At 71.6% G+C, this 26,614-nt stretch carries 26 protein-coding genes and 1 pseudogene; 17 read left to right on the top strand and 10 right to left on the bottom strand.

Features of this window, described 5'->3' with window-relative positions; genetic code table 11:
* Positions 1-9 precede the first annotated feature (9 nt).
* Complete coding sequence (locus ABKW26_RS01210; RefSeq protein WP_348590575.1) at positions 10-483, bottom strand: GNAT family N-acetyltransferase; 474 nt, start codon at positions 481-483, stop codon at positions 10-12.
* 234 nt (positions 484-717) lie between these two features.
* Here ABKW26_RS01210 and ABKW26_RS01205 point away from each other — a divergent pair, with 234 nt between their 5' ends.
* The 4 genes from ABKW26_RS01205 (at position 718) to ABKW26_RS01190 (ending at position 5,026) form a co-directional block, all read left to right on the top strand.
* On the top strand, positions 718-2,127 hold the full coding sequence (locus tag ABKW26_RS01205; protein WP_348590574.1) for a potassium transporter TrkG: 1,410 nt from the start codon (positions 718-720) through the stop codon (positions 2,125-2,127).
* Between the two features lie 115 nt (positions 2,128-2,242).
* Positions 2,243-2,824, top strand: coding sequence for a hypothetical protein (locus ABKW26_RS01200; protein ID WP_348590573.1), 582 nt, complete (start codon positions 2,243-2,245; stop codon positions 2,822-2,824).
* Positions 2,817-4,013 carry an aminotransferase class I/II-fold pyridoxal phosphate-dependent enzyme gene (locus tag ABKW26_RS01195; RefSeq protein ID WP_348590572.1) on the top strand — a complete coding sequence of 399 codons (1,197 nt, stop codon included), beginning with the start codon at positions 2,817-2,819 and terminating at the stop codon, positions 4,011-4,013. The genes ABKW26_RS01200 and ABKW26_RS01195 overlap by 8 nt, the downstream gene beginning before the upstream one ends.
* Complete coding sequence (locus tag ABKW26_RS01190) at positions 4,010-5,026, top strand: adenosine deaminase (protein WP_348590571.1); 1,017 nt, start codon at positions 4,010-4,012, stop codon at positions 5,024-5,026. Before ABKW26_RS01195 ends, ABKW26_RS01190 begins: the two co-directional genes overlap by 4 nt.
* Positions 5,027-5,084: 58 nt before the next feature.
* On the opposite strand, the gene ABKW26_RS01185 is transcribed toward ABKW26_RS01190, so the two are convergent.
* Positions 5,085-7,670 carry a LuxR C-terminal-related transcriptional regulator gene (locus tag ABKW26_RS01185; RefSeq protein ID WP_348590570.1) on the bottom strand — a complete coding sequence of 862 codons (2,586 nt, stop codon included), beginning with the start codon at positions 7,668-7,670 and terminating at the stop codon, positions 5,085-5,087.
* Positions 7,671-8,253: 583 nt separating this feature from the next.
* On the opposite strand from ABKW26_RS01185, the gene ABKW26_RS01180 reads away from it, so the two are divergent.
* Positions 8,254-9,720 carry a dicarboxylate/amino acid:cation symporter gene (locus tag ABKW26_RS01180; RefSeq protein ID WP_348590569.1) on the top strand — a complete coding sequence of 489 codons (1,467 nt, stop codon included), beginning with the start codon at positions 8,254-8,256 and terminating at the stop codon, positions 9,718-9,720.
* A gap of 129 nt (positions 9,721-9,849) precedes the next feature.
* Here the strand turns inward: ABKW26_RS01180 and ABKW26_RS01175 are convergent, their stop codons facing one another.
* Positions 9,850-10,494, bottom strand: a complete 645-nt coding sequence (locus ABKW26_RS01175; RefSeq protein ID WP_348590568.1) for a LysE family translocator — start codon at positions 10,492-10,494, stop codon at positions 9,850-9,852.
* Between the two features lie 107 nt (positions 10,495-10,601).
* Here ABKW26_RS01175 and ABKW26_RS01170 point away from each other — a divergent pair, with 107 nt between their 5' ends.
* The gene (locus tag ABKW26_RS01170) at positions 10,602-11,492 is read left to right on the top strand and encodes an SDR family oxidoreductase (RefSeq protein WP_348590567.1); all 891 of its coding nucleotides are present in this window, start codon (positions 10,602-10,604) and stop codon (positions 11,490-11,492) included.
* Here ABKW26_RS01170 and ABKW26_RS01165 read toward each other — a convergent pair.
* Entirely contained in the window at positions 11,485-12,591 is a 1,107-nt protein-coding gene (locus tag ABKW26_RS01165) for a GTP-binding protein (protein WP_348590566.1), read from the bottom strand. The two genes, ABKW26_RS01170 and ABKW26_RS01165, sit on opposite strands and share 8 nt — an antisense overlap.
* Positions 12,592-12,664: 73 nt before the next feature.
* Here ABKW26_RS01165 and rpmB point away from each other — a divergent pair, with 73 nt between their 5' ends.
* From rpmB to rpmF, 6 genes are read left to right on the top strand one after another with little or no spacing between them, the layout of a single operon-like run.
* A complete protein-coding gene (gene rpmB / locus ABKW26_RS01160; RefSeq protein WP_348590565.1) occupies positions 12,665-12,901 on the top strand; it encodes a 50S ribosomal protein L28 in 237 nt (78 codons plus the stop codon).
* Complete coding sequence (gene rpmG / locus ABKW26_RS01155; protein WP_348590564.1) at positions 12,901-13,071, top strand: 50S ribosomal protein L33; 171 nt, start codon at positions 12,901-12,903, stop codon at positions 13,069-13,071. Before rpmB ends, rpmG begins: the two co-directional genes overlap by 1 nt.
* A gap of 12 nt (positions 13,072-13,083) precedes the next feature.
* Positions 13,084-13,389, top strand: a complete 306-nt coding sequence (rpsN, locus tag ABKW26_RS01150) for a 30S ribosomal protein S14 (RefSeq protein ID WP_348590563.1) — start codon at positions 13,084-13,086, stop codon at positions 13,387-13,389.
* A 57-nt stretch (positions 13,390-13,446) separates the two neighbouring features.
* Positions 13,447-13,713 (top strand): type B 50S ribosomal protein L31, encoded by a 267-nt coding sequence (locus ABKW26_RS01145; RefSeq protein ID WP_348590562.1) that lies wholly within the window; start codon positions 13,447-13,449, stop codon positions 13,711-13,713.
* Positions 13,710-13,832 carry a type B 50S ribosomal protein L36 gene (ykgO, locus tag ABKW26_RS01140; protein WP_348590560.1) on the top strand — a complete coding sequence of 41 codons (123 nt, stop codon included), beginning with the start codon at positions 13,710-13,712 and terminating at the stop codon, positions 13,830-13,832. The genes ABKW26_RS01145 and ykgO overlap by 4 nt, the downstream gene beginning before the upstream one ends.
* On the top strand, positions 13,832-14,014 hold the full coding sequence (rpmF, locus tag ABKW26_RS01135) for a 50S ribosomal protein L32 (protein ID WP_348590627.1): 183 nt from the start codon (positions 13,832-13,834) through the stop codon (positions 14,012-14,014). The genes ykgO and rpmF overlap by 1 nt, the downstream gene beginning before the upstream one ends.
* Before the next feature lie 36 nt (positions 14,015-14,050).
* On the opposite strand, the gene ABKW26_RS01130 is transcribed toward rpmF, so the two are convergent.
* Positions 14,051-15,235, bottom strand: a complete 1,185-nt coding sequence (locus tag ABKW26_RS01130; protein WP_348590559.1) for a methyltransferase — start codon at positions 15,233-15,235, stop codon at positions 14,051-14,053.
* A gap of 270 nt (positions 15,236-15,505) precedes the next feature.
* Here ABKW26_RS01130 and ABKW26_RS01125 point away from each other — a divergent pair, with 270 nt between their 5' ends.
* Positions 15,506-15,790: an HU family DNA-binding protein gene (locus tag ABKW26_RS01125; protein ID WP_012868583.1), complete on the top strand. Its 285-nt coding sequence runs from the start codon at positions 15,506-15,508 to the stop codon at positions 15,788-15,790.
* Between the two features lie 19 nt (positions 15,791-15,809).
* On the opposite strand, the gene ABKW26_RS01120 is transcribed toward ABKW26_RS01125, so the two are convergent.
* Complete coding sequence (locus ABKW26_RS01120) at positions 15,810-17,228, bottom strand: YibE/F family protein (RefSeq protein WP_348590558.1); 1,419 nt, start codon at positions 17,226-17,228, stop codon at positions 15,810-15,812.
* A 285-nt stretch (positions 17,229-17,513) separates the two neighbouring features.
* Complete coding sequence (locus tag ABKW26_RS01115) at positions 17,514-20,093, bottom strand: lysylphosphatidylglycerol synthase transmembrane domain-containing protein (protein ID WP_348590557.1); 2,580 nt, start codon at positions 20,091-20,093, stop codon at positions 17,514-17,516.
* Between the two features lie 135 nt (positions 20,094-20,228).
* Between ABKW26_RS01115 and ABKW26_RS01110 the strand changes: the two are divergent.
* A pseudogene (locus ABKW26_RS01110) lies at positions 20,229-20,702 on the top strand (DUF308 domain-containing protein); the annotation flags it as partial.
* Between the two features lie 360 nt (positions 20,703-21,062).
* On the opposite strand, the gene ABKW26_RS01105 reads toward ABKW26_RS01110, so the two are convergent.
* Genes ABKW26_RS01105 through ABKW26_RS01095 form a run of 3 tightly spaced genes read right to left on the bottom strand, consistent with a single transcriptional unit; the run spans position 21,063 to position 23,192 of the window.
* Positions 21,063-21,887 carry a CPBP family intramembrane glutamic endopeptidase gene (locus ABKW26_RS01105; protein ID WP_348590556.1) on the bottom strand — a complete coding sequence of 275 codons (825 nt, stop codon included), beginning with the start codon at positions 21,885-21,887 and terminating at the stop codon, positions 21,063-21,065.
* Positions 21,888-21,912: 25 nt separating this feature from the next.
* The gene (locus ABKW26_RS01100; protein ID WP_348590555.1) at positions 21,913-22,836 is read right to left on the bottom strand and encodes a cation diffusion facilitator family transporter; all 924 of its coding nucleotides are present in this window, start codon (positions 22,834-22,836) and stop codon (positions 21,913-21,915) included.
* Entirely contained in the window at positions 22,833-23,192 is a 360-nt protein-coding gene (locus ABKW26_RS01095; RefSeq protein ID WP_348590626.1) for a metalloregulator ArsR/SmtB family transcription factor, read from the bottom strand. The genes ABKW26_RS01100 and ABKW26_RS01095 overlap by 4 nt, the downstream gene beginning before the upstream one ends.
* A gap of 132 nt (positions 23,193-23,324) precedes the next feature.
* Here ABKW26_RS01095 and ABKW26_RS01090 point away from each other — a divergent pair, with 132 nt between their 5' ends.
* The 3 genes from ABKW26_RS01090 to ABKW26_RS01080 all read left to right on the top strand — a co-directional run bounded on the left by ABKW26_RS01090 (position 23,325) and on the right by ABKW26_RS01080 (position 26,595).
* Positions 23,325-23,939, top strand: coding sequence for a DUF305 domain-containing protein (locus ABKW26_RS01090; protein WP_348590554.1), 615 nt, complete (start codon positions 23,325-23,327; stop codon positions 23,937-23,939).
* 248 nt (positions 23,940-24,187) lie between these two features.
* Positions 24,188-25,579, top strand: coding sequence for a hemolysin family protein (locus ABKW26_RS01085; RefSeq protein WP_348590553.1), 1,392 nt, complete (start codon positions 24,188-24,190; stop codon positions 25,577-25,579).
* The gene (locus ABKW26_RS01080) at positions 25,576-26,595 is read left to right on the top strand and encodes a CNNM domain-containing protein (RefSeq protein ID WP_348590551.1); all 1,020 of its coding nucleotides are present in this window, start codon (positions 25,576-25,578) and stop codon (positions 26,593-26,595) included. Before ABKW26_RS01085 ends, ABKW26_RS01080 begins: the two co-directional genes overlap by 4 nt.
* Positions 26,596-26,614: the final 19 nt, after the last annotated feature.

Below are 26,614 nucleotides of genomic sequence, written 5' to 3'. Positions count from 1 at the left end.
ACGGCCACGTCAGGCGTCGAGCACGAGCTTGAAGCCGAGGTGCGACCCGACGAACCCGAGCCGCTCGTAGAAGCGGTGGGCGTCGGTGCGGCTCGCGTCGGTGGTCAGCTGGACCATCGTGCAGCCGCTCTCGCGCGCTGCCTCGACCGCCCACGCCAGGAGCTCGGTGCCGAGACCTCCGCCGCGGACGGAGGAGTCCACGCGCACCGCCTCGACGAGGCCGCGGGTCGCACCCTGGCGCGAGAGCCCGGGCAGGATCGTCAGCTGGAGCGTGCCCACCACGACGCCGTCCCGCTCCGCGACGACGAGGCGGTGCTGGGGGTCGGCATCGATGCGCGCGAACGCAGCCTCGTACGGGGCGAGGTGGTGCGGCGTCTCGCGGGACGCCCCGAGCGGGTCGTCGGCGAGGAGCCGGACGATCGCGGGGACGTCGGCGCTGGTCGCACGCCGGATCGCCACGGGTGCGGGCACGGCTGAGGTCATGCCCGCACTGTATCCGCGCGGCACGATCGCGACCTCTGCGCGACGGGCCGCGTCGAGGACGTGGACGGTGGGCCGTTAAGGATGTGTCAAGATCTCCCGCGCAGGCCCCTCAGGCCCAGGATCCCAGGCCTGAGGCGAGTACGGTGACGGACGTCCGAGCCTGCCGACGAAGGGGTGGGCGCGGCGCACGGAGCAGCGAGCACGATGCTCCGGTGTCACACGATACGGAGCGTCATGAGCGTCATCGAGCGGCTCCGCCCACGAGCCGTGCGCCCCCGTGGAGGGCGCTCCGGCCGACGCCCCGGCCCGACGTCGCACGCCGGGATCCGCCGTCGCCCCGGCCAGATCCTCGTCGGGAGCTTCGCCGCCGCGATCGGGGTCGGCACCCTCCTCCTGCTCCTTCCCGCGTCGAGCGCGGGACGCGGGGCGACGGTGATCGAGGCACTCTTCACCGCGACGTCCGCCGTCTGCGTGACCGGTCTCATCGTCGTGGACACCGCGACCTTCTGGACCCCGTTCGGGCAAGCAGTCATCATGATGCTCTTCCAGGTCGGCGGGTTCGGCATCATGACCCTCGCCTCCCTGCTCGGTCTGCTCATCTCCCGACGGCTGGGACTGCACAGCCGGCTCATGAGCGCGTCCGCGACCCGGAGCGTCAGCCTCGGTGACCTCCGCAAGGTCCTCCTCGGCATCGGGATCGTCACCGTGCTCGTCGAGGGCATCACCGCGGTGATCCTCACCGGTCGCTTCCTCGTCACGTACGGCGAGCCGCTCGGCCGTGCCGCCTGGCTCGGTGCCTTCCATGCGGTCTCGGCCTTCAACAATGCGGGCTTCGCCCTGTACACGGACAACCTCATGGGCTTCGTCACCGACCCGTGGGTGTGCCTGCCGATCGCGGCAGCAGTCATCGTCGGCGGGATCGGCTTCCCCGTCCTGCTCGAGCTCTGGCGCAGCCCCCGGCGCCCCCGGTCCTGGAGCCTCCACACGAAGATCTCCGTCATGATGACTGCGGTCCTCGTCGTGGTGGGCGCCGTCTTCATGACGCTCGCCGAGTGGAGCAACCCCGCGACCCTCGGACCCCTCGACGTCCGCGGCAAGGTGCTCGCCGGGTTCTTCCAGGGCGTCATGCCGCGCACCGCCGGCTTCAACAGCGTCGACACTGCCCAGATGAACAGCGGGACCTGGCTCGGCACCGACGTCCTCATGTTCATCGGCGGCGGGAGCGGCGGCACCGCCGGCGGCATCAAGATCACCACCTTCACGGTGCTCCTCGTCATCATCTGGGCCGAGCTGCGCGGCGACCCGGACGCGACCCTGTTCGACAGGCGGGTCGCAGCCCCCGTCCAGCGGCAGGCCCTCGCGGTCGCGCTCCTGGGCATCGCGGCCGTCCTCGTGCCGACGATCGTCATCGCCATGACCGCGCCCTTCACGTCCGACGAGGTCCTCTACGAGGTGATCTCCGCCTTCGCGACCGTCGGCCTCTCGACGGGCATCACGGCCGACCTCGAGGGGTGGCACCAGGTCCTCCTGTGCCTCCTCATGTTCGTCGGACGCCTCGGGCCCGTGACCCTCGGCACCGCGCTGGCCCTGCGCTCCAAGCAACGGCTCGTCCGCAAGCCGGAGAGCGCACCGATCGTCGGCTGACGCGCGAGCGCGGGCCGGTACCCTGAGGTCGTCCCAGGAGCATGCGAGCGAGAAGCCCCAGGTGAGCAGGCCCCCGGAACCGAACCCTCACCGTGCCGCGAAGGACGAACCGACGATGCGACCGAGCGACCGAGCCCAGCGATGGGTGATCTGCTTGACGCTCTTCGGTGTCGTCGTCCTCGGCCTCCGCTCGTGGTGGGCAGACGGGCAGGAGGTGGACGACCTCCTGCTCTCGGACTCCGCCGTCGTCGAGGTCGGGACGCTCACGCGCGTCGAGGTCAGCACCCCCCACAACAGGGCTCGCGAGGTGAGGACGACCGCCGTCGCCGCGGGCAGAGAGTACGAGCAGGTAGGGCTGCACGCGTGGAAGGACAGGCAGGGCGAGAACGTGCTCATCATCACGCACCCGGACACCGACCTGTGGCTCATGACGACGATGGACGGGACGCTCTCGACCGAGCACGGGGTCCGCAATGGTTACCTGATCTACGTCTTCCTCGCGGGCGGGTTCCTCGCCCTGCTGGTCGCGGTGCTCGTCCACCAGAGGGTCGAGACCCCGCGATGGGACCGGCAGCAGGCACGGCTGAGGGAGGACATCGCCCAGCACCCGGAGCTCCGGTCACGCGCGGAGCTGCGTGACCTCGGCCTGCTTCCCGGCGCTCCCGACCACCCCGGGTTACCGTCGAGGGGTGACTGAACACCCCACGATCTTCGACTCCCTGACCCTCGACGAGCTCCGTACGCGCACGAGCGAGAAGTGGCTCGCGTACCCGCCGGACGTCCTGCCGTTGTGGGTGGCCGAGATGGACGTGCCGCAGGCCGAGCCCGTCGTGGCGGCGGTGCACGACGCGATGCGCCGCGGTGACACCGGCTACCCGGGCGGCATGGACTACGCGCAGGCGTACGCCGAGCTCGCCGACGAGCGCTGGGGCTGGGACATCAACCCTGGCCGGGTCCGGATGCTCACCGACGTCATGATCGGCATCACCGACGTGCTCAAGGTCGTCACCGAGCCGGGGGACACGGTCGTCGTCACCACGCCCGTCTACCCGCCGTTCTTCGGCTTCCTCAAGGACATCGGCCGCCGCGTCGTCACCGCGCCGCTCGGCGCCGACGGCCGCCTCGACCTCGCCGCCCTCGAAGCGGTGTTCCCGGGCGCCCAGGCCTTCCTCCTGTGCAACCCGCACAACCCGACCGGCACCGCGCACACCCCCGACGAGCTCGCGGCGGTCGCCGCCCTCGCCCGGACGCACAGCGTCCGCCTCGTCGCCGACGAGATCCACGCGCCGATCACGTCGCCGGCCGCAGCCGCCGAGCTCGGCCGCCCCGTCTTCACACCGCTCGTCACCGTGCCCGGCGCGGAGAACGCGATCAGCCTCGTCTCCGCCTCGAAGGCGTGGAACCTCGCCGGCCTCAAGGCCGCGCTCGCGGTCGGCGGGCCGGAGGCGACGCGCGACGTCCGCGACATCGCCGAGGTCGCCGACCACGGTGCGAGCCACCTCGCCTCGATCGCGCACGCCGCAGCGCTGCGTCACGCCCGCGGCTGGCTCGACGACGTCAACGCCGGGATCGACGTCAACCGCTGGTTCTTCACCGAGCGCCTCGCCGAGCGCCTCCCCGGAGCCGTGGTCCAGAGCGCCCAGGCCACCTACCTCGCCTGGGTCGACTGCCGCGGCCTGCGCGACGCCGCCGGCGAGCTGCTCGGCGACGACCCGGCGCGCACCTTCCTCAAGCGCGGCAAGGTCGCCTTCATGTCCGGCCTGCCGTTCGGTCCCGGCGGCGAAGGCTTCGTCCGGGTCAACCTCGCGACGTCGCGCACCGTCCTCGCCGACGCCGTCGACCGCATGGTCGACGCGCTCGCGGTGGACGCCGGGCCCGAGCGATGAGCCGTCGCACGCTCCCGCCCCCGAGCGCGGAGCTGCACCTGCACATCGAGGGGACGCTCGAGGCGGACCTCGTCTTCCGGCTCGCGGAGCGCAACGGGATCACGCTCCCGTACACGGACCCGCAGGAGCTGCTGGACCGGTACACCTTCGCGGACCTGCAGTCCTTCCTCGACCTGTACTACGCCAACATGGACGTCCTGCGGACCGAGCAGGACTTCGCGGACATGACGCGGGCGTACCTCGTGCGGGCGGCCGCCGCCGGGGTGCGGCACGCCGAGATCATGGTCGACCCCCAGGCGCACCTCGCCCGGGGTGTGCCGCTGGCCACGTGCATCGACGGCATCGCGTCGGTGCTCCGCACCTCGGAGGCCGACCACGGCGTGAGCACCTCGCTCGTCGCTGCGTTCCTGCGCGACCGCCCCGAGGCAGAGGCCCTCCAGGTGCTCGACGAGCTGCTCGCGACGGGTGCCCCGATCATCGGCATCGGTCTCGACTCCGCCGAGGTCGGCTACCCGCCGTCGGGCTTCGTGACGCTCTTCGAGCGGGCCCGCGCCGCCGGTCTGCGGTGCATCGCGCACGCCTGCGAGGAGGGACCGCCGGCCTACGGGTGGGAGGCGCTCGACCTCCTGCACGTCGAGCGCATCGACCACGGCATCCGGTGCATGGAGGACCCTGAGCTCGTCGCACGGCTCGTCCGCGACCAGGTGCCGCTGACGGTCTGCCCGCTCTCGAACGTGCGGCTCCGGACGGTCGGCACGCTGGCCGAGCACCCGCTCCCGAGCATGCTCGCCGCGGGTCTCAACGTCAGCGTGAGCTCGGACGACCCGGCCTACTTCGGTGGGTATGTCGACGACGTCTACCGGTCGGTCGTCGACGAGCTCGGCCTGACCGACCAGGACGTCGCGCTCCTCGCGGCGAACTCCGTCCGCTCGTCGTTCCTCCCCACCGGGCGCCGCGAGGTCCTGCTCGCCGAGGTCGAGCACTGGCTGCGCGGAGAGCCGACCGCGGTGTAGCGCGCCTGGCGGTGGCCGACCGTCGACCGGTGCCCTCCGGTCCCGCCGCCGCGCCTGGTCAGACCTGGTGCACCCCGAGGAACCCGTGCGCGTGCCCCGCGGCCACCGCGCCCATCCGGTCCCGGACGTCGAGCGCGCGGTACAGGCCCCGCACCTGGGACTGGACGGTCGCCTTGGACACGCCGAGCTGAGCGGCGATCCGCTCGAGCGGCGAGCCGGCGTCGAGCTCGCGCAAGAGGTCGTGCTGGCGGCGCGTGAGCTCGATGAGGGTGGAACGCTCAGACATGTGGAGGGTGACGCCCGACTCCGTGAGCCGTTCGACGAGACGACCGGCCCCGGGCGTCAGCGGCGCGAGCTCCACGAGGACGTCGCGCGGCACGGACACGAACGGGCGCAACGAGAGCGGCCCGGCGAGGTCGATCGCGAAGCCGAGCGTCGTGGCGGCTGCGTCGAGGTCGCCGAGCCGGTGGTGCGCGATGACGCTCGTGAGGAGCATCTCGACGCGGAGCCGGTGGGAGATCTCCCGGCGCCACAACGCGGCGCTGACGATGGACAACGCCTCGCGCGTCTCGCCGACCTGGAGGGCGATCCGTGCCCGGATGGGCTCGAAGATCACCGCGGGTGGTGCCGCGCCGAGGTAGTTCTTCGCCCGGGTGGGGCTGCCGGACCACACGAGGATGCGTGCGACCGTGCCCATGAGCAGCTGGGAGGCGAGGGTGCCGCGGACCATGGCGTCCTCGTTCGCCTGGAGGTTGCGCCCCAGCACCGTGAGCGCGACGAAGAGGTCGCCCTGCAGGACGCGCAGGTGCGCGCGCACGTACTCCTCGACGAACCACGTCGGGCGCGCCCGGCCGCGGCGCAGGACGCTCTCCTCGGGTGGCAGGAGCGCGGCGGCGGTCTCCAGGTCGAGGGAGTCGAGGGCGATGAACGCCCGGACGAGGTCCGTGAGGCCCTGGTCGGTGTGCCGGACGGCCATGCCCTCGCCCTTGAGGCTCGCCGCCAGGTCGAGGTAGTCCGACGCGCGCTGCAGCTCGCCGACGAGGGCGCACACGACGGCGCTGTACTCGGCGGCCGCCCGCGCGACGAACTCGAGCGGGGTGCCGCGGCCGTGGGTGAGGCACGCGGCGAAGTCGCTCAGCGCCCCCTCGAGCTCCCCGACCGTCATGCGCGTGATGCCGCACTGGAGCAGCAGGTACGGCAGGGCGTCGTGGAGCGCGGCGCGCCACGTCCCGTCGGCGTTGCGGGCGACCGCGTGGTGACGGGTCACGAGCGCGTTGGACGCGGCGTACTGGTGGCACACCCGGAGCGCGACGATCTGGCCGATCCCGAGCCCGACGACGTGCCGCAGCACCTCGTCCTCCAGCTCGACACCGTCGGCCGGCCAGTCGATCTCCTGCTGCGAGATGTCGTCGGTGCGGAACTGGAGCAGCACGTCGCGGGCCGTGAAGAGGGCGGGGTGCTCGATGAGGAACTCGGGTGGCAACGCCGCGAACGCGTCCTTGAGGAGCAGCGGGTGGTCGACGATGAGAGGGACGCAGTGCATTCCCACGAGCTGGACGACGAAGTCCCAGTCCTGGCCGGCGACCGCGTGCTTGAGAGCGACGTCGGGGAAGTCGCGCAGGAGCCGGGCGGCCCGACGGTGCGCCGGGACCATCGCCGCGATCTGTTCGGGAAGGTCCATCGCTCGGCGGATCGCGGGCAGGAGGACATACTCCCGGACGCCGCCGACGGTCATCGACCGGACGATGCCGGCACGTTCCAGGTCTCGCAGGCTCCGGCCCGTGTGCTCCGAGCCGACGAGCAGGGTGGCGAGCTCGTCGGTGATCGGGTCGAGGAGGCTCAGCTGCCGGACGAGGAACGTGATCTCGGGGTTGTCGAGGCGGCTGTCGAAGCGGACGAGGTGCTCGGCCGCGGGCATCCACGCGTCGGCGGAGTACGTGGCGCCCGAGTCTGCGAGACGGTGGAGCACGGCACGGGTGAGCGCCGGCCACCCCCACAGGACGGCGTACAGGTCCTCGACGTCGTCGTCGTCGAGCCGGGCCCCGAGCGCGCGGGCGAGGCTCCGGACGTCGTCGACGGAGAGCGCCAACGACCTCGCATCGACGATCGCGGCCTCCACGCCGAAGAGGGCATCCATCGCCAGGGGACCGTGCGGTCGGCAGCAGACGACGACCGAGAGACGTGGGCAGGCCTGGACGAGCTCGGCCAGCCCGAGGGTCACGTCGACCAGCGGGGACTCGCCGACCACCTGGGCCACTGCCGCGTTCTCCAGCTGGTCGACGACGAGCGTCAGGGGGCCGTCGAGCGACCCCAGCGCATCGGTGACGCTCGCGCGGTCGTCGCCGGCCGTCGGCTGGAAGATGCCGTCGAGGGCGAGGGTCGTGCGCAGGGCGAGCCAGAAGCTCGGCAGGTCTTCCTCCCGGACCCCGACGGTGTGCCAGACCACGCGAGACACGTCGCCCTGCTCCTCGAGCCACGCCGCGACGGAGGACGTCTTGCCGAAGCCGCTCGGACCGCGCAGCACCGTCATCGGCCGATGCTCGTCGAGCACCCGGCGGACGTCGGGGCGCAGCACGAGGTGTGCGGGCACGCGCCGCTGGTTCGGCTCCGTGCTCGGTGAGGTCTGGAGCGGTCGGTCAGTCACATCGGCCCCGTCGGTTGCCGGCTTTCGTCGATCCTATGCTCGTGCGGAAAACGCGCGCGGTGGGTGTCCGCAATTCACCCACCTGGGGTTTTTGCCATGCAGAGGGGGTCGCGCGGTCGATCGGCGGGGGAGCCACGCCACATCGTGATCCCGCCGCGACGGAGGCCGGAGGGTCGGGGCGTGGAATAGATTGGTCAGGGGTCCGGTTGGACCCCTGAGCACGCGAGAACGCGAGCGTCCCGACGACGCAGGAGAAACGACTGTGACCGATCAGCCCACCGTCACCGCACACCGAGCCGCCGACGCCCGTCGCGCGCGCCCGCTGTCGGGAGTCGCGGGCTGTTGTCGTCCCTGCTGCTGACACCCGCCTGACACGTCGCGGCCCCGCCGCGGCCCTCACGGCGGTACCGATGTCCGGCCGCCCTCGTCCGCTCCGACGGACCCTCCCTGCTCTGCCGAAGCTGCCCGCAGCACTCGCGCGGACGCCATGGTGCTTGCTCGCCGTGGTGCTTGCTCGTCCTGCCGCACAGACCGCGTCCTGCCGTCCGCAGCTCGGCCCACCAGTCCGTGAAAGGTTCCTCCCGTGACCACTCCACCCACTCCCGCGACGTCCGCGCCCGCCACCGCGGCGCCGCGCCGCCGCTGGCGCTCGCCCTCCTTCTCGGTCCAGATCATCGGGGCGCTCGTCCTCGGCGTGCTCCTCGGCTGGGCCGCTCTGTCCATCGGGACGAGCGACGGCACTCCCGACGGCGACCCCAACTGGCTGACGACGACGCTCGACACGATCGGCTCGTCGTTCGTCCTGCTGCTCAAGACGATCGTGCCGCCACTCGTCTTCACGGCGATCGTCGCGTCGATCGCGAACCTGCGGAACGTCGCCAACGGCGCGCGCCTCGCGTGGAAGACGCTGATGTGGTTCGCCATCACGGCGCTCGTGTCGGTGTCGATCGGTATCGCGCTCGGCCTCGTCCTGCGGCCAGGCGAGAACACGAGCCTCACGACGGCAGGGGCGTCCGAGCCCGGCCGCACCGGCAGCTGGCTCGACTTCCTCGACAGCCTCCTCCCCGCGAACTTCCTCGGCCTCGCCGCGAACACGTCCTCGGGCGACGACGGCTCCGTGAGCACGTCGGTCTCGTTCAACGTGCTGCAGATCGTCGTCATGGCCCTCGTCGTCGGCATCGCCGCGCTCAAGGTGGGCAAGGGCGCCGAGCCGTTCCTCACGTTCAACCGCTCGGCCCTCGAGATCATCCAGAAGGTCCTGTGGTGGATCATCCGCCTCGCGCCCCTCGGGACGCTCGGCCTCATCGGCAACGCCATCGCTTCGTACGGCTGGGACCTCCTGGCGCCGCTCGGCACCTTCGCTGTCGCGATCTACCTGGGCCTCGGCCTCGTGCTCTTCGTCCTCTACCCCGTGATCCTGCGGAGCAACGGGCTGAAGATCTCGAGCTACTTCCGTGGCGCGTGGCCGGCGATCCAGCTCGCGTTCGTCTCCCGGTCCTCGATCGGCACGCTCCCCGTCACGCAGCGGGTGACCGAGCGCAACCTCGGCGTCCCCGCCGAGTACGCCTCGTTCGCGGTCCCGCTCGGCGCGACGACGAAGATGGACGGCTGCGCCTCGATCTACCCGGCGATCTCCGCGATCTTCATCGCGCAGCTCTTCGGCATCGACCTGTCGATCACCGACTACCTGCTCATCGCGTTCGTCTCCGTCGTCGGGTCGGCCGCGACGGCCGGGCTCACCGGTGCGATCGTCATGCTCACGCTGACGCTCTCCACGTTGGGTCTGCCGCTCGCCGGCGTCGGCCTGCTGCTCGCGATCGACCCGATCCTCGACATGGGCCGCACCGCGGTCAACGTCGCGGGCCAGGTCCTCGTGCCGACGATCGTCGCCAAGCGCGAGGGCATCCTCGACCTCGAGAAGTACCGCGCGGCGACGTCGGAGGACCTCTTCGCGGACGACGCCCCGGCGTCTGACGCCACGTCCGAACCGGTGACGACGGCCCCGCACGCCGCCCAGCCGGTGGCTCAGCCGGCGAGCTCGGCAGTCTGAGCCGACGTCGGTACCTGGAGACACCGGTCTCGCCTGAGAGTGCCGAACTCGGCGGGACCACCACGCAGCCCTCGACCCGTGCGGTCGGGGGCTGCCGTGCGTCGTGAGGGGATCGGGCGGGACGCGCCGTCAGGTCGTGGCGCGGCGTGCCGCCAGGGTGACACCGGCCAGCGCTGCGTAGACACCGGCGGAGAACCGCTCGACGAGCCGCATGCGCAGTGCGGGCAGCCGGTCCCGGAGCGCGCCCCCGGCGAGGCACCAGCCCGAGTCGAGGATCCAGGCCAGCGCGATGAACACGAGGCCGAGCTGGAGCAGCTGGAGCCAGACCGGTCCGGCCGCCGGTGCGACGAACTGGGGGAGGAACGCCAGGTAGAAGACGGCCGTCTTCGGGTTGAGCGCCCCGACGAGCAGCCCCGCCCGGAGGCTCCGCACCGTGCCGGGCAGGCGGGCCGGGTCGTGGGCGATCGCGTCGCCGAGCGTCCCCGGGGTGCGGGCGCGCCACGCGCGGACGGCGAGCCAGACGAGCCACGCCGCGCCGAGCACCTTGACCACGGTGAACGCGGAGGCGCTCGCGACGACCACGGCGGAGAGGCCGACCACGGCGGCGAGCACGTGCACGAGGTACCCGAGCTCGACGCCTGCCGTCGCGGCGAGGCCGGAGCGTCGCCCGTGCCGCAGGGTCGTCGTGACGATGAAGCCGACCGACGGGCCGGGCACGAGGATGAGGGACACGCTCGCGACGACGAAGAGGGCGAGGCGGTCGGTGGGCACCATGGGTCCATGGTCGCTCCGCGGGCCGGTCGAGCGCCAGGGGTTGCCGGTCCGAGCCGTCGGTCCGCCTCCAGATGCGGACGGCTGGGCTCGCCCAGAGACTGGAGTGCATGGCAGACCAGACGACTCCCCAGGACCCGACGCAGCAGCACCCGACCCCCGAGCAGCCCGTGGACGACATGGCACCTCCGGGGCGCACCGCCGAGATGTCGCAGAAGCCGGACCACGGCGAGGAGTCCTACGTCGGCTCCGGACGTCTGGACGGCAAGCGGGCGCTCATCACGGGTGGGGACTCGGGGATCGGGCGCGCCGTCGCGATCGCCTTCGCCCGCGAGGGTGCCGACGTCCTCATCTCCTACCTCCCGGAGGAGGAGGACGACGCGCAGGAGACCGTGCGCTGGATCGAGCGCGCCGGGCGCCGTGCCGTCGCGTTCCCGGGCGACATCCGCGACGAGAGCGTGTGCGAGGCGCTCGTGGCCAAGGCGGTCTCCGACCTCGGCGGGATCGACGTCCTCGTGAACAACGCCGCGTACCAGATGGCCCAGCCGGACGGGCTGCTCGGGATCTCGACCGAGCAGCTCGACCGCGTCTTCAAGACGAACCTCTACGCCATGTTCTGGATCACGAAGGCCGCCCTGCCGCACCTGACGAGCGGCGCGTCGATCATCAACACGACCTCTATCCAGGCCTCCTCGCCGAGCGTGCCGCTCCTCGACTACGCGTCGACGAAGGCGGCGATCCTCAACTTCACGCGCGGGCTCTCCCAGCAGCTCGCCGAGCAGGGGATCCGGGTCAACGCGGTCGCGCCCGGCCCCATCTGGACGCCGCTCATCCCGGCGACGATGCCCGAGGAGAAGGTCGAGCAGTTCGGCGCCGACACACCGCTCGAGCGTGCGGGCCAGCCCGCCGAGCTCGCCCCGGCGTACGTGTTCCTCGCGTCGCAGGAGTCGAGCTACATCACCGGCGACCGCATCGCGGTCACCGGTGGCCGCCTCATGTGAGGTCGGCCGGCTCGCCGAGCCACGGCTCGAGTACGTCGGGGCGCCCGAGCCAGGCGAGCTCGGCGTCGGCCAGCTCGGCGTCGGTGAGGAGGATCTCCTCGAACACCGAGCGCAGGCGGGCGCGCTCCCCGCGGCCGACCCCGGTGAACACGAGCCGGGTCCGCGGGGCTGCACCGCGCCACGAACCGAGGTTCCCGACGTAGAGCTGGCCGCCGGCGCCGTCCCAGTGGCAGACGGCGTCGGCGCGGGTGGGTACGTGGAAGACACCGCGGCTGCGCAGGCGTCCTGCCCCGAGCTCTTCGATCCGTTCGAGGAGCCGTTCGGGGTGCACGGGCCGGTCGGACGCGAGCTCGAGGCTCCAGGCGTGGTCGGTCCGGCAGTGCGATGCCCGGGCGTGCAGCGGGTCGCAGCGTCGTTCGCCGGCGCGGGCGTCGTGCCAGGTGCTGCGCAGGCTCGCGGCGGTGATCTCGTGAAGACCGTCGATGCGCTGGGAGTCGTGGGCGCGCAGGTGGTCGACGAGCTCTGTGCCGCAGCGTGACCGCAGGCCGGGGTGCGTGTGGCCGCCGCTGCACGTGACGACGAGGTCGGCGTGCTCGAGCTGGGCGGCGAGGGCTTCGCCGACGGCGCGCTCGTCGTCGTGGGTGAGGGCGATGCCGCGCTCGGCGAGGGAGTCGATCCCGAGGAGGTCCTCCTCGGCGGTGTCGGCGTCGACGGCCGTGACGACGGTCGCGAGGCGCAGCGTGTCGAGCGGCGACCCGGGGACCGTCGCGGCGGCGAGCGCGAGGGTGACGGGGAGCGACTCGGCGGAGACGGGCAGCGCGAGGACGATGTCGTCCCAGCGGCCGTCGCGGGCGAGGTCGGCGAGCGAGGGGATGGCGTCCTCGCGGATCGCGCAGCTGAGGCACGCGTGCTCGAGGTCGACGGTGACGTCGTCGACGATCCCGGTGCCGTCGATGACGACGCGGCGGAGGGACTCGTCCTCGCCGTCGATGTCGTGGCGCAGGACGACGGTGCGGGGGGAGTCGACGAGGAGGGCGAAGATCGCGCTCTCGCGCAGGACGGGGTCGATGGTCGTGAGGACGGACAGGGGGATGGGCATACCGAGAACCCTACGCCTTGACGAGAATGATTATCAATATCTATGGTGGGGCCACACCCACCGGAGGTATCCCATGTCAGCCGTCTGCCAGGTCCTTGGCACCAAGCCCGGATTCGGGCACACGATCTCCCACTCGCACGTGCGCACCAAGCGACGCTTCGACCCCAACATCCAGAAGAAGCGCTACTGGGTCCCCTCGCTCGGCCGTCACGTCACGCTCCGCGTGAGCGCCCGCGGCATCAAGACGATCGACAAGCTCGGCATCGATGTCGTCGTCTCCCGCATCCTCGCCCGCGGGGAGAAGGTCTGATGGCCGGCAAGCGCGTCGACCTGCGCCCGGTCATCAAGCTCCGCTCGACGGCCGGCACCGGCCACACCTACGTCACGACGAAGAACCGCCGCAACAGCCCCGACCGGCTCGTCCTGTCCAAGTACGACCCGGTGGTCCGCCGCCACGTCGACTACCGAGAAGAACGCTGAGGAGCACCACAGATGGCCAAGAAGTCCAAGATCGCCCGCAACGAGCAGCGGCGCGTCGTCGTCGAGCGCTACGCGGAGCGCCGAGCCGAGCTCAAGGCGATCATCGCGTCGCCCGGTACCCCCGACGCGAACCGCACCGCCGCCCTCGCCGAGCTCCAGGCGCAGCCCCGCGACGCGAGCGCCACCCGCCTGCGCAACCGCGACATCGTCGACGGCCGCCCGCGCGCCTACAACCGTGTGTTCGGCCTCTCGCGCATCCGTCTGCGGGACATGGCGCACCGCGGCGAGCTGCCGGGTGTCACCAAGTCCAGCTGGTGACCGGCGCCCCGCGCCCGGACCACCACCCCGAGTCACCGTGAAAGACCAGGAGTCACCATGAAGCAGGGCATCCATCCCGACTACCACCCGGTCGTCTTCCGCGACGCGTCCGCCGGGTTCGCGTTCCTCACGCGCTCGACCGCCACGCCCAGCGCGACGATCGAGTGGGAGGACGGCGAGACGTACCCCGTCCTCGACGTCGAGGTCTCGAGCGCCAGCCACCCGTTCTACACGGGCACCGCACGCGTGCTCGACACCGCCGGTCGCGTCGAGAAGTTCAACCGCCGCTACGGCCGCTCGACCGAGGACGGGGTGGCCCGGTGAAGGTCCGCGCCTCGCTGAGGTCGCTGAAGAGCAAAGAGGGCTCCATCGTCGTGCGACGTCACGGCAAGGTGTTCGTCATCAACAAGAAGAACCCCCGATGGAAAGGCAGGCAGGGCTGATGGCCGTCCCCAAGCGCAAGACGTCCCGCTCGAACACGCGCAGCCGGCGGTCCGCCTGGAAGACGACCGCGGTCGACCTCGTCCCCGTGCAGGTCGACGGCCGGACGGTGCGGATGCCCCGCGTCCTGGCCCGCGCGGTCCACCGCGGCCTCCTCGACCCGGACGCCCTCCCGCCCGTCTGAGCGGGAACCGTCCCACCAGCCCGGTGGCGTGCTCCGTCAGGGACGTCTGGAGCGCGTCACCGTGAACTTCGGGTCCTGGCCCATCATCGTCGTCGGTCCGACGGCGCGGGCCAGGTCCCGCTTGTACGTCAGGTGCGAGTTGTACACCGTCCACATCTCCCCGCCCGGGCGCAGGACACGGCCCGCCGCGTCGAACATGCGCTGAGCGGTGTCCGTGTGCAGGGCCGTGCCCGCGTGGAACGGCGGGTTGCACACGACGAGGTCGGCGCTCGCGTCCGGCAGCGAGCCCAGCGCATCGTCCCGGAGTGCCGTGACGCGCTCGCTCACCCCGTTGGCTGCCGCCGTCGCGCCGGCGGACCAGACGGCCGCGGCGGACTGGTCCGTCGCCACGACGCGCAGGTCCGGGCGCTCGCGGGCGAGCAGCGTCGAGAGGATGCCGCTGCCGCACCCGGCGTCCACGGCCGCGCGCGCACCGGGTGCCATCCGCGGCAGGAAGGTGAGGAGGAACCGTGTGCCGAGGTCGAGGCGGGTCCCCGCGAACACGCCGCCGTGCGCCACGACCGTCAGCCCGAGCTCGTCGAGCGGTGCTGTCCGCGGGAAGGACGGCGAGTCGACCGGGCGCGGCGCGCGGGCGACGAGCACCCTCGACCTGAACGCGCCGAGGCTCGCCCGGACGTCACCGAACGAGCGCGCGAGCACGTCGTTCATCCCGCGCGTCATGTGCTTGACCCGGCCGCCGGCGTAGAGGACCACACCGGGCGCGGCGTGCCGCGCGACCGCCTGGGCGATCTCGTCGAGCGCGTCGAGGCTCTTCGGCAGGCGCAGGAGGACGACGTCGGCACCGCCGAGCAGCTCGGCACCGAACGCCGACGTCACGGAGCTCGCGTCGACCTGCGTGTAGCAGTCGATCATGCCGAGGCGCTCGGCGTTCGTCGCGAGCGCGCGCTCCGACGTCAGCGTGTCCTGGTGCACCCGCACGTGGCCCGCGCCGAGGGAGACCGCGCCGAGAGTGAGGGCGCCGAACTCGTCGTCCACCACGACGACGCGCCGGGCACCCGCCGTGGGAGACAGCCCGTGGACGTCGGGAGAGAGGGCGTCCGAGGCCTCGCGGAGCAGGAGCCGGTCGACGCCGTCGACGCCCTGACGGCCCGCCCCCTCTTCGCCGGGGTAGCGGCCGAGGTGTGCGAGGAGGCGCTCGAGAGAGTCCTGGGAGGTCGGCATGCCACCAGTCTCCACGATCGCGGCGCACCGAGCGCCCGCGCCGGTCAGAGCGACGGCAGCACGCCGAATCGGCACAAAACGCCCACGTGGCGCCTCGACAGCGCCGAACTTTCACCGATTTCAGCGCTGAGAGAAACTCACAGCGCTGAAATGGCGTCGCGAGCGCCCAGGATTACCTAGTGTTGTCCACGAAGACCGGCCGAATGGCTGGCAAGGTACGTCCGGCTCCGCTCAGCGCTCGCTGTCGGTCGGACCGAAGAAGGGATCCGCATGTCGCTGAACCGCACTGACCTCGTCTCGGCAATCGCTGGCAAGTCCGGCCTCACCAAGACTGACGCTGACGCTGCACTCTCCGCTCTGCAGGAAGTCCTCGTCGAGTCGCTGAGCGCGGGCGAGGCCGTCAAGGTCACCGGTCTGCTCTCCGTCGAGCGCGTCGAGCGTGCAGCTCGCACGGGCCGCAACCCCCGCACGGGCGAGGAGATCTCGATCCCCGCCGGCTTCGGCGTGAAGATCAGCGCCGGCAGCCTGCTCAAGAAGGCTGTCTCCACCAAGTGATCCACCCGACGGCTGCTCGCTAGCCGTCACCACGTCGACGGGCGCGGATCGAGGCACTGGCCTCGATCCGCGCCCGTCGTGCGCTCCGGGTGTCGGTGCTGACCGCGGGACGGCTCGGTGCGTCGCCGCTCGGTGCGAGATGGCTCGGCGCGGCGTGGCCCGACGTGACAGGGTCCGACGCGACACGGTGCGACGCAGCGTTCTCGGGCGACGGCTCGAGCTCGGGCGCGGGAACGTGAGTCTTCTCGACCTCGTGCTCCCGCTCGTGCTCGTCGTCGTCCGCCGGCTCCTTCTCGGGGACCGGCGTGAGGACCCCGGCGCCGCCGACGGCGAGGGCTGCGATGGCGGTCGTCGCGGGGATGGCGAGCACGAGGCCGATGGACCCGACGAGGGTGCGCACCACCTCCTGGGCGATCTCGCCCGACGTGAGGGTCTGGCCGAGGCTGGTGCGCACGAGGCTGATCATGAGGAGCATCGGCAGCGCCGCGCCGAGGTAGGCGAACGCGACCGTGTAGACGGTGGACGCGATGTGGTCGCGGCCGATCCGCATGCCGCGGCGGAAGAGCTCCAGGCGGCCCATGTGCGGGCTGACGGTCCGCAGCTCCCAGACGGCGGACGCCTGGGTGATCGTCACGTCGTTGAGGACTCCGAGGCCGGCGAGGACGATCCCGCACAGGGCGATGCCGGTGATGTCGATGTTCGGCGCGTAGGCGGGCAGGAAGCGCAGGTTCTCGTCCATGAGCCCGGAGACCTTGGTCGCGTCGACGGCCCACGCGGCGAGCACCGTGGTGATGACGAGTCCGAGGAACGTGCCGAGGAGCGCGGCGGAGGTGCGCGCGCTGAACCCGTGCGCGAGGTAGAGGACGACGAACATGACGCTCGCGGACGTCACGAGGGCGACGCCGACGACGCTCTCGCCCGCGAGCAGCGCCGGGAGCGTGAACTTCACGATGACGACGAACGCGACGATGAGCCCGGCCATCGCGGCGAGGCCGCGCCATCGTGCCACGAGGAGGACCACGAGCGCGTAGGCGAGCGCGAGGATGCCGATGGGGACGTCGCGCTTGAAGTCGAGGAACTGGTACTGGCTCCCGGAGAGGATCGCCTCGGGGATGTTGAGGATCTTGTACTGGTCGCCGATCTCGACGCCCGCCTCGACGTACTCCGGAGGCACCTGGACGAACACGTCCTCGCCGGTGTCGTGGAGCGTCACCGGCACGAGGTTGTTCTCGATCGCCGGACCGGTGACGGTCCCGAAGAGGAGCCCGGCGGTGTCGGCGGTCGGGTCGATGACCTGGCCGGGGGCGTCGTGCGGCCAGAGGACGACGAGACCGAGGACCGTGGCGAGGAGCGCCGGGAGGAGGAGCGACGCGAGGATGACGCGGACGCGTCGTGATGCCCGGGGGGCGGGCCCGTGGCTGTGGGCGTGTGCGCTCATGGGGTGATCATCTCAAAGGTCGCGGCGGTCTCCGGCGTCCGGGCGATGTCGGTCCGGCGAGTCGCGCGTGAACGTCTCCTGACCGGTGGGCATGCCTGTCGCGTCGGGCCGGGGCGCACGTTATGGTTCGTCACTGCCGGGTGAAGTCCCGGTGCGGGTCCTGGGGGGACCGCCGGTGCGACCCACTGGTGCCTGACGGAGGCCCGCACGGAACGAGGACGTCTCGCCTTGTGCGGGCGAGACGTCCTCGTCCGTCGGAGCCCGGGCCGCAGCGGGTGCGCGCAGCTAGAGGTCGCCGCGCTTCTGGAGGTAGCGCATGGCGACCCACCCGAGAGGGATGCGCAACCAGTACGTCACGACGCGGAAGAGGACGACCGCCGAGGTGGCGATCGGTGCGGGGATGCTCGCGGTCGTCGTGAGGCCGGTGACGAGCGCGAGCTCGATGGCACCGAGGCCGCCGGGCGTCGGCGCGAGCGATCCGACCGTGTTGCCGACGAGGAACACGACCGCGACGTCGATGAGGGAGACCTCGCGGCCGAACGCGGCGAGCGACGCGTCGAACGCGAAGACGTAGCCGAGGGTCATGACGGTGTTGCCGAGGACGCCGAGGGCGATGCGTCCGGGCTGCCCGAGCATCTCGGAGAGCCGTGGCCACAGCTGCTGGAACATCGGCTGGAGCTTCGTGCGAAGCCACCGCCGCGCGGCCGGCACGAGGAACGCGACGGCGGCGACGGCGGCGACGCTGATGATCGCGGCGAGGACGGTGGTCGACGGCAGGCTCCGCAACGCGCCGCCGTCGCGGGTGAGGACGGAGAGGAGCACGAGGAGGAGGATCGTCACGACGAACTGGGACGCCTGGACGAGGGCGACCGTCGCGACGGCGAGGGACGTGCTCACCCCACGTCGTGTGAGCATCCTCAGGTTGAGTGCTGCGGGCCCGATCCCGGCGGGGGCGGCGAGCGCGACGAAGGAGGCGGCCGCCTGGACGAGCGTCGCCCGCAGGAGCGGCAGCCTGACGGGGGAGAAGGCCACGAAGGTCACGGCGCCGCCGAACCAGGTGAGGAGCCCGAGGGCGAAGGCGACGATGGCCCACCACGGCTCTGCGTCGACGACCGCGGCCTCGATCTGCTCGAAGTTGATGGTCGTGACCACCACGGAGACGGCGATGATCGTGATGGCGAGCGTGAGGATCGTCCGGGCGCCGAAGCGCACGAGCTGGACGGGCTCGACGTCGGCCTGCGGGAGGCGTTCGACGAGGGCGCTGCGCAGGCCGGGGAGGAGCTCCCGCTGCGCCCGGAGCTCTTCGCGGGTGCTCGCGGGCAGGGCGACGCTCTGCATGAGCGGTCCCATGCCGGCGATGTCCTCCTCGTCGAGGACCGCGACGGCGGAGGCCATGGCCCTGCTGGCGCCGACGCGGAGCGCGAGGATCGCGATCATCTGCGTGAGGTCCATGCGCCGGGCGAGTACGGACGAGGCAACGTCCCCGGACTCCCACCCGGTGAGCCAGACCTGCGGCTCGCCGCCGGGGCCGGTGCCGACGAGCACGACGTCGGACGTCAGGGCGCGGTGGGCGAGGCCGGCGGAGTGCGCGATGTCGAGTTGGCGCCACGCGTCGCGCAGGAGGTCGTCCGTGATGCGCTCGGTGGACAGCTCGCGCAGGGGGACGGTGCCGACGGCGTGCTCCTGGACGAGGAGCATCGAGTCGTCCACCTCGGCGATGCCCTCGAGCTTGGGGGACCGGACGCCGGCCGCCTGGGCTGCGTAGGCGAGCAGTGCGGCGCGCTCGGCGACGGCGCGCAGGGAGATGGCCGAGCGGCCGTCGAGCCCGCGCAGCCGTAGGGAGCGCCATGCGCGGGTGAGGAAGCCGATGACCTGGCGGTCGCCGTCGAGGACGACGACGTCGAGGCGCGGGCCCTCTTCCTGCGTGAGTGCGTAGACGCGGCTGTCGGAGTAGCGGGCGATCGCGAGGGCGGAGGCGTCCGCGTCGGCCTCGGCGAGGTGCCCGCCGTGGACGAGGACCTCGTCGGCGACGTCGCGGACGCGCACGAGCGACACGGGTCGGAACCCGGCGCGGCGGACGCCCTCGACGAGGTCGTCGCCGTAGGCGCGCTCGCTGCGGACTCCGGCGACGTAGCGGACGGCCAGCCCGGCGAGGCGACCGAGGAGGAGCGTCAGGAGGACGCCGGCGAGGGAGACCTGGCCGATGACGAGGACGATCGCGAGCGAGATCCACAGGAGGTTCCAGGAGAACGTCACCGTGCGTCGTCGGGCCCGACCGGCGGCGGTGAGCAGCCCGGTGACGCCGGCGACGTAACCGGGGATCGTCAGTGTGGAGACACCGCGCAGGGGGACGGACATCCCCTGGAGGAGGTCGTCGGAGCCCCATGTCATGAGGCTCCACGTGACCAGCGCGGAGAGGGCGAGACCGAGGACGAGCGCGGCGATGCACTCGACGACCTGGCGTCCGAGCTTGCGGATCGCGATCTCCGCGAGGACGGCGAGCGGGACGACGAGAGTGACGAGCCCCTCAAGCACGGCGACGACCGGCAGGAAGAAGACGCTGGCGAGGACGGAGGAGAAGCTCTGGACGTCTGCCTGAACGCCCTCGGTGGTGCCGTGGCCGTAGACGGCGAGCACGAGGACGAGGACGGCACCGAGCGCCGTGAGGATGATCGCGAGGAGGTCGCGGGGCTGGCGGACGCGCTCGAGCGGGGTGTCCACCACGACGACCGGTCTGCGCTCGTCGGCATCCGGTCGGTGCAGCAGGCCAGGACGGGCGGAGGGACGGATCCCGAGCGGCGCATCGGGCACGTGGTAGGTGCCGACATCGTGCACCACCGGCTCCGGGCGCTCGGTGGTCGACATGCTTGCGAGTCTATGGGCCGACCTGCCAGACGCCGCGGTGTTATCGGGACACGTCGGTCACATGTCGATGACGTCTCACCGGGACGGGCCGCAGCCACGGACATACGATGAACGGACCGACAAGAAGGGGCAGCCATGCCACGCAGGTCGTCCACCTCGCCCACCGCCACGAACGCGCACCCGCCCGCAGCGACCGTCACCGGTGCGCTGCGCAAGGTCTGGTGGATCCCGCTGCTGCGCGGTCTGGCGCTCATCGCGCTGGGCCTGCTCCTCATGATCGAGCCGCTCGAGGTGCTCCGGACCCTCGTCGTCGTCTTCGCGGTGTTCCTCCTCGTCGACGGGGTGGTCGCGGCCCTCCAGGGGCTCGCGAACAGGGACCAGCAGGGCTGGCGGTGGTGGCTCGTCCAGGGCGTGATCGACGTGGCGTTCGCGGTGACCATCGTCGTGTGGCCGGGCGTGACGGCGCTCGCGCTCTTCTATCTCCTCGTCGTGTGGGCCCTCGTCCTCGGGATCGCGGCGATCATCGGTGCGGCGGCCCTCCTGCGCAACCGTGACCTGGCGTGGCCGTGGCTCCTCACCGTGGGTCTGCTGTCCACGCTCTTCGGGCTGCTGCTCATCACCAAGCCGCAGACGGCCGGCGGCGTGCTGAGCGTCACCGTGACGGTCTTCGGCATCTACGCGTTCGCGTCCGGAGCGATCCACGTGGTGTCCGCGTTCTCCGTGCGGTCGGTGGCGCAGTACATCGACAAGGCGCTCGAGGGGGACAGCCCGGTGCTCGACGCGATCGTCGAGCGGCGTGCCGAGGCGACGCGCGTGGCCGACGCCCGGGCCGAGGACAAGCAGGCGGTCCGGGACGACAAGCAGGCTGTCCGGGAGGAGGCGCAGCGTGTCACCGGCGGGATCATCGTCCTCGACGACCCGGACGACGTGCACCACGCCCCGTCCGCCCCGCAGGCCCCGGCAGTCGGTTCAGCCGACGCCCAGGGTGCGCAGCCACGCCTCGGGAAGGAGCGCGTAGCCGACGAAGGCCACGATGTCGAGGATCGTGTGCGCCACGACGAGCGGCATGACGCGTCCCCGCCCCCAGCGTGACGTGTAGAACCAGGTGAACACGACCCCCATGACGACGTTGCCGATGAACGGCCCGATGCCCTGGTAGAGGTGGTACGACCCGCGGAGCAGCGCGCTCGCGACGATGATCTTCACGCGCGTCCACCGCAGGTCCTCGAGCCTTTCGGTGAGGTAGGCGACGGCGATGACCTCCTCGAGCAGACCGTTCTTCAGTGCGGCGAGCACGAGGACCGGTATCGCCCACCAGTGCGGGTCGAGCATCGCGGCCTGGACGTCGACCGTGATCCCCAGGGCGCGGCCGCCCGCGTAGAGCCCCAGGCCGGGGATGCCGATGGCTGCCGCGAGCGCGACGCCGTAGCCGAGGTCGCGCAGCGGGCTCGCGCGGTCGAGACCGATGCGCGCCAGCGTCCCGGGACCGCGTGCCGAGAGCAGGTAGAGCGCGAGCGCCACGGGCACGAGCACGAAGCCGATCGACAGCAGCTGGTACGTGAGGTCGAGGTAGGGGCGAGCCGACTGCGACGTGTTGATCGCGGCCGACTGCTCCCGGAGCGGGATGCTCGAGGTGAGTCGCGCGACGATGTTCGTCACCGCGTAGACGCCGGCCTGGCCGAGGCTGAGTCCGAGGACGATCCAGATCTCGATGCCGATGCGGCGTCGCGCGGCACGGTCGTCGAGTCCTGGCGGGCTGAGCGTCGTGGGGGTCGTCGACGGGTCGGGAGCCATGAGGTCGGTTATAGCACCGCCGGTCTCAGGCGTGCTGGACGAGCTCGTGGCTGCGGTGCTCGGCGGGCTCGAGCTGGAAGGTGCAGTGGCCGATCGAGAAGTCGGTCGACAAGCACTCGGAGAGGGCGTCGAGCACGAGACCGGACCGGCCGTGCGCGATGCACTCGTCGTCGACGACGACGTGCGCGGAGAGGGCCGGGACGCCGCTCGTGATCGTCCAGGCGTGGAGGTCGTGGACGTCGACGACACCGGGGACGCCGCGGATGTGCTCGCGCACGAGGTCCAGGTCGAGGTCGCGAGGCGTCGCCTCGAGGAGCACGTCGAGGACCGATCGCAGGAGCGACCAGGCGCGGGGCAGGATGAAGAGCCCGATCGCGAGCGACGCGATGACGTCGGCCCGGACGTAGCCGGTGGTCGCGATGACGACACCCGCGACGATGACGGCGACCGAGCCGACGAGGTCGCCGAGGACCTCGAGGTAGGCGCCACGGACGTTGAGGCTCTCCTTCTCGCCCTGGCGCAGCAGGAGGAGGCTCACGAGGTTGGCGAGGGCGCCGAGGGTGGCGGTCACGAGCATGAGGGTCGTCCCGACCTCGGGCGGGTCGTCCCACCGCTGGACCGCTTCGACGATGACCCACATCGCGAGGGCGCCGAGGAGCAGCGCGTTGGCGAGAGCCGCGAGGATCTCTGCGCGCTGGAGACCGAACGTCCGGCTCTTGTCCGCCGGGCGTGCGGCGAGCCCGGTGGCGACGAGCGCGATCGCGACGCCCGTGGCGTCGGTGAGCATGTGGCCGGCGTCGGCCAGGAGGGCGAGCGAGCCGGAGAGCAGGCCGCCGACCACCTGGATCCCGACGACGCTCAGGGTGATGACGAGGACCATGACGAGGCGCCGGCGGTGGCGCCCGGTCGCGGTACCGTGCGAGTGGCTGTGACCGTGCCCCGCGCTCACGACGCCGCCTCCGCGCAGCCGGGCGCCGTGCCCGCGGTGAGGCCGAGGAGCCGTTCGGCGGCTGCCAGCATGTCCGTCGTCGCCTCGGGGTGCGTGAGTCGGAACATCGACGACCGACCGTCCGGGCGCGAGGTCACGAGGCCGCAGTCGCGCAGGCATGCCAGGTGCTTCGAGACGGTCGACTGCGCCAGCCCGAGGTGGCGGGTGAGATCGACGACCCGGTGCTCGCCGAGGAGCAGGTGCTGGAGGATCGTCAGTCGGGACGGATCGCTGAACCCGTGGAAGAGGCCCGCAGCCGGGACCTGCACCGACGGTTCGGAAGGCGACGTGGAGCTCGCCGCACGAAGGGATGTCATCGTCATGTAGCGATGATAGCGCTCCGACCAAAGGCCCACAGGCGCCGTTGCGCCCGTTGTTAGCGTGACGGCACGCGGGCAGGGACACATCCCGTCCCCGTCGCCCGCAGCGACCCCACGATGGAGCACCCGATGAAGACCACCCGAATCACCGCAGCCGCCGTCTCGCTCGCGCTCCTCGGAGCGCTCGCAGCGTGCGCCGACCCCGCGCCGGACCCGACGCAGGCTGCGACGACGACCACACCCGCGGTCGCGCACGACGCCCCCGCCCCGACCCACTCGGACGCGGACACAGCGTTCGCGCAGCTCATGACGGTCCACCACGAAGGAGCCATCGAGATGGCCAGCCTCGCGGAGACCAACGCCGGGTCCCAGGAGGTCAGAGACGTCGCGACGACCATCGCCGACGCGCAGACCCCGGAGATCGAGACGATGACCTGGTGGCTCGACTCCTGGGGCGAGGACAGCGCCACGCGCGCGTCGCAGAACGGTATGGACCACACCGGCATGCAGATGGACGGCCTCGCGCACGAGGAAGCCATGTTCGAGCTCGGTGGCCTCACCGGACCGGAGTTCGACAAGCGGTTCCTCGAGCTCATGGTCGCCCACCACGAGGGCGCGATCGTCATGGCCCAGGAGGAGATCGACGGCGGCGTCAACGAGGAGGCGGTTGCGCTCGCCGAGTCGATCATCGCCGACCAGACGGCCGAGATCGCCCTCATGCAGGGCATGCTCCCGCCCGCCTGAGAGCAGGCCGGCGTCGGTGCAGGCCGAGAGCTGACCGACGTTCCTCCTGCCGGATGGACATCCGACGGATACGCTGGGGACGTTCCCTATCCCGGAGGCGTTGAGCACCCAGTGCACACCACCCAGACCGTGGGGTCGCGAACCGACGACCCTGGTCATCATCCGAGCCCGAACCGGACCCGCCGTCCGGACGAGTCGTCTGTCCCAGCTGCGCACCCCGGTGCGCACCCCAGTGCGGTGATCACCCGATGATCGCCGCACTGCTCTTGTTGCTGGCGGGTCTCGTCCTCACCGCACTCATCATCGCGGCGAACGGGTACTTCGTCGCCCAGGAGTTCGCGTACATGTCCGTGGACCGGGCCTCGCTCCGGTCACAGGCCGAGAAGGGCGACGTGTCTGCCCAGCGCGCGCTCAAGGTCACGCGCCGGACGTCGTTCATGCTGTCCGGTGCACAGCTCGGCATCACGGTGACCGGCCTCATGGTCGGGTTCGTCGCCGAGCCCTTCGTCGGCGAGGCGCTCGGCGAGCTGCTGGGCGCCGCAGGCGTCTCGGTCGCGGTGGGCATCACGATCGGCACGCTCTCCGCGCTGGTCCTCGCGACGGTCGTGCAGATGATCTTCGGCGAGCTCTTTCCCAAGAACCTCGCGATCGCCAACCCCGACCCCCTGGCGCGCGGGCTCGCACGCTCGACGCTCGTCTACCTCGCAGTCTTCGGGTGGCTCATCGCGCTGTTCGACAAGTCGTCGAACGCCGTGCTCCGCGTGATCCGCGTCGAGCCCGTCCACGACGTCGACAGCAGCGCCACGGCCAAGGACCTCGAGAGCATCATCGAGGACTCGCGGGCGAGCGGAGACCTCCCCGAGGACCTGTCCCTCCTGCTGGACCGCGTCCTCGACTTCCCGGACCGGGACGTCGAGCACGCGATGATCCCCCGCATCCAGGTCGACGTCGTGTCAGCCACCACGACGGTCGCCGAGGTGCGCGTGCGCATGGCCCACGCCCACACGCGGTACCCCGTCCTCGGTGAGCGCGAAGAACCCGTCGGCGTCGTCCACCTCGCCGAGATCCTCGGCACCGAGCCCGACGACCAGCGGCCCGTGACCGCGATCATGCGGCATCCCCTCGTCGTGCCCACGCTCATGCCGCTGCCCGACGCGCTCCGTCACCTCACGCGGACGCGCAACGAGCTCGCGTGCGTGATCGACGAGTACGGAGGCTTCACCGGGGTGCTGACCATCGAGGACCTGGCCGAGGAGCTCGTCGGCGAGATCACCGACGAGCACGACCCGGGCGCGCTCGCGGGCGCCGAGCGTGACGCCGCCGGGGTGTGGGTCATGGACGGCGACATGCATGTCGACGAGGTGGAGCGGACCATCGGTCGCGACCTGCCTCGCGGTGACTACGAGACGCTCGCCGGCCTCCTCATCGCCCAGAGCGGCCAGCTCCCCGAGGTGGGTGACACCCTGTGGATCGAGCTGCTCGTCGACGGGTCGGACCTCGTCGAGGACGTGCTCCCCCGCAGGTCGCTCGAGGTCGAGGTGACCCGGCTCGAGCGCCACGTGCCCAGCGAGCTCCGGGTCCGCCTCCACGAGGAGGCGCCGGACCGCGCGACCGCCGCTGACACGGAGGCCGACCGATGAGCGCCTGGACCGTCACCCTCGTCACCACAGCCCTCATCGTCCTGAGCGCGTTCTTCGTCGTCATCGAGTTCGCCCTGCTCGGGGCACGACGACACCGCCTGGAGACGCAGGCCGCCCAGAGCCGGTCCGCACGGGCGGCGCTGCGGGGGATGAACGAGCTGACGGTCATGCTCGCCGGGGCGCAGCTCGGCATCACGGTCTGCACGTTCGCGCTCGGTGCCATCACCAAGCCGGCGGTGGACGCGTGGCTCGGCCCCCTGCTCGAGTCGTGGGGCGTGCCCGTCTGGCTCGCCGGGAGCTCGGCGTTCGCGCTGTCGTTGCTGTTCGTCACCTTCCTCCACCTGGTGATCGGCGAGATGGCACCCAAGTCCTGGGCGATCGCGCACCCTGAGCGTGCGGCGACGATCATCGGCATCCCGTCGCGCGTGTTCGTCTGGCCCTTCCGGCCCTTCTTGTCCTGGGTCAACCGCATCGCGAACGTGCTCGTCACCCGCGTGGGAGTCGAGCCGGTCGAGAGCGCGGCCGTCGGCGGTCGGGATGCCGACACCATCCGGCACCTCGTCGAGTACTCCACGCAGGTGGGGGTCCTCGAGCCCGGGCTGCGGACCCAGATCACCGAGGTGATCGGGCTGCAGACCCTCACCGTCGGCGAGGTCACGGTCCCCGACCTCGACCCCACCGCCGTCACGCCCGACGCCACCGTCGGGGACGTGCAGGCGGCGGCGCTCCGGACCGGGCGCCTGCGCATCCTCGTAGCCGATGCCGCCGGTCGTATGTCCGAGGTGGTGCACGTGCGGGACACCCTGCTCGCGGACCGCGCCGCCCCGGCGGCTCCCTACGGGCGGGCGACCTTCGCCGTGGACGCGGCGACCCCCGCCTACGAGCTCTTGCGGCAGATGCGGGAGAAGAGCGTCCAGCTGGCCGTCGTGGAGGAGGCCGGCCGGTACAAGGGCGTCGTGACGCTCACCGACGTGGTGCGTCGGGTGCTTCCCGACTCGGGCGAGGCGCAGGAATAGAGAAGGGCCTGTCCGGGCG

The organism is Sanguibacter sp. 25GB23B1, assembly GCF_040012415.1.
In the GTDB taxonomy this organism is placed as follows: domain Bacteria; phylum Actinomycetota; class Actinomycetes; order Actinomycetales; family Cellulomonadaceae; genus Sanguibacter.
Note: the sequence above shows the minus strand (reverse complement) of the source record. Positions and strands in the feature narration are given on the sequence as shown.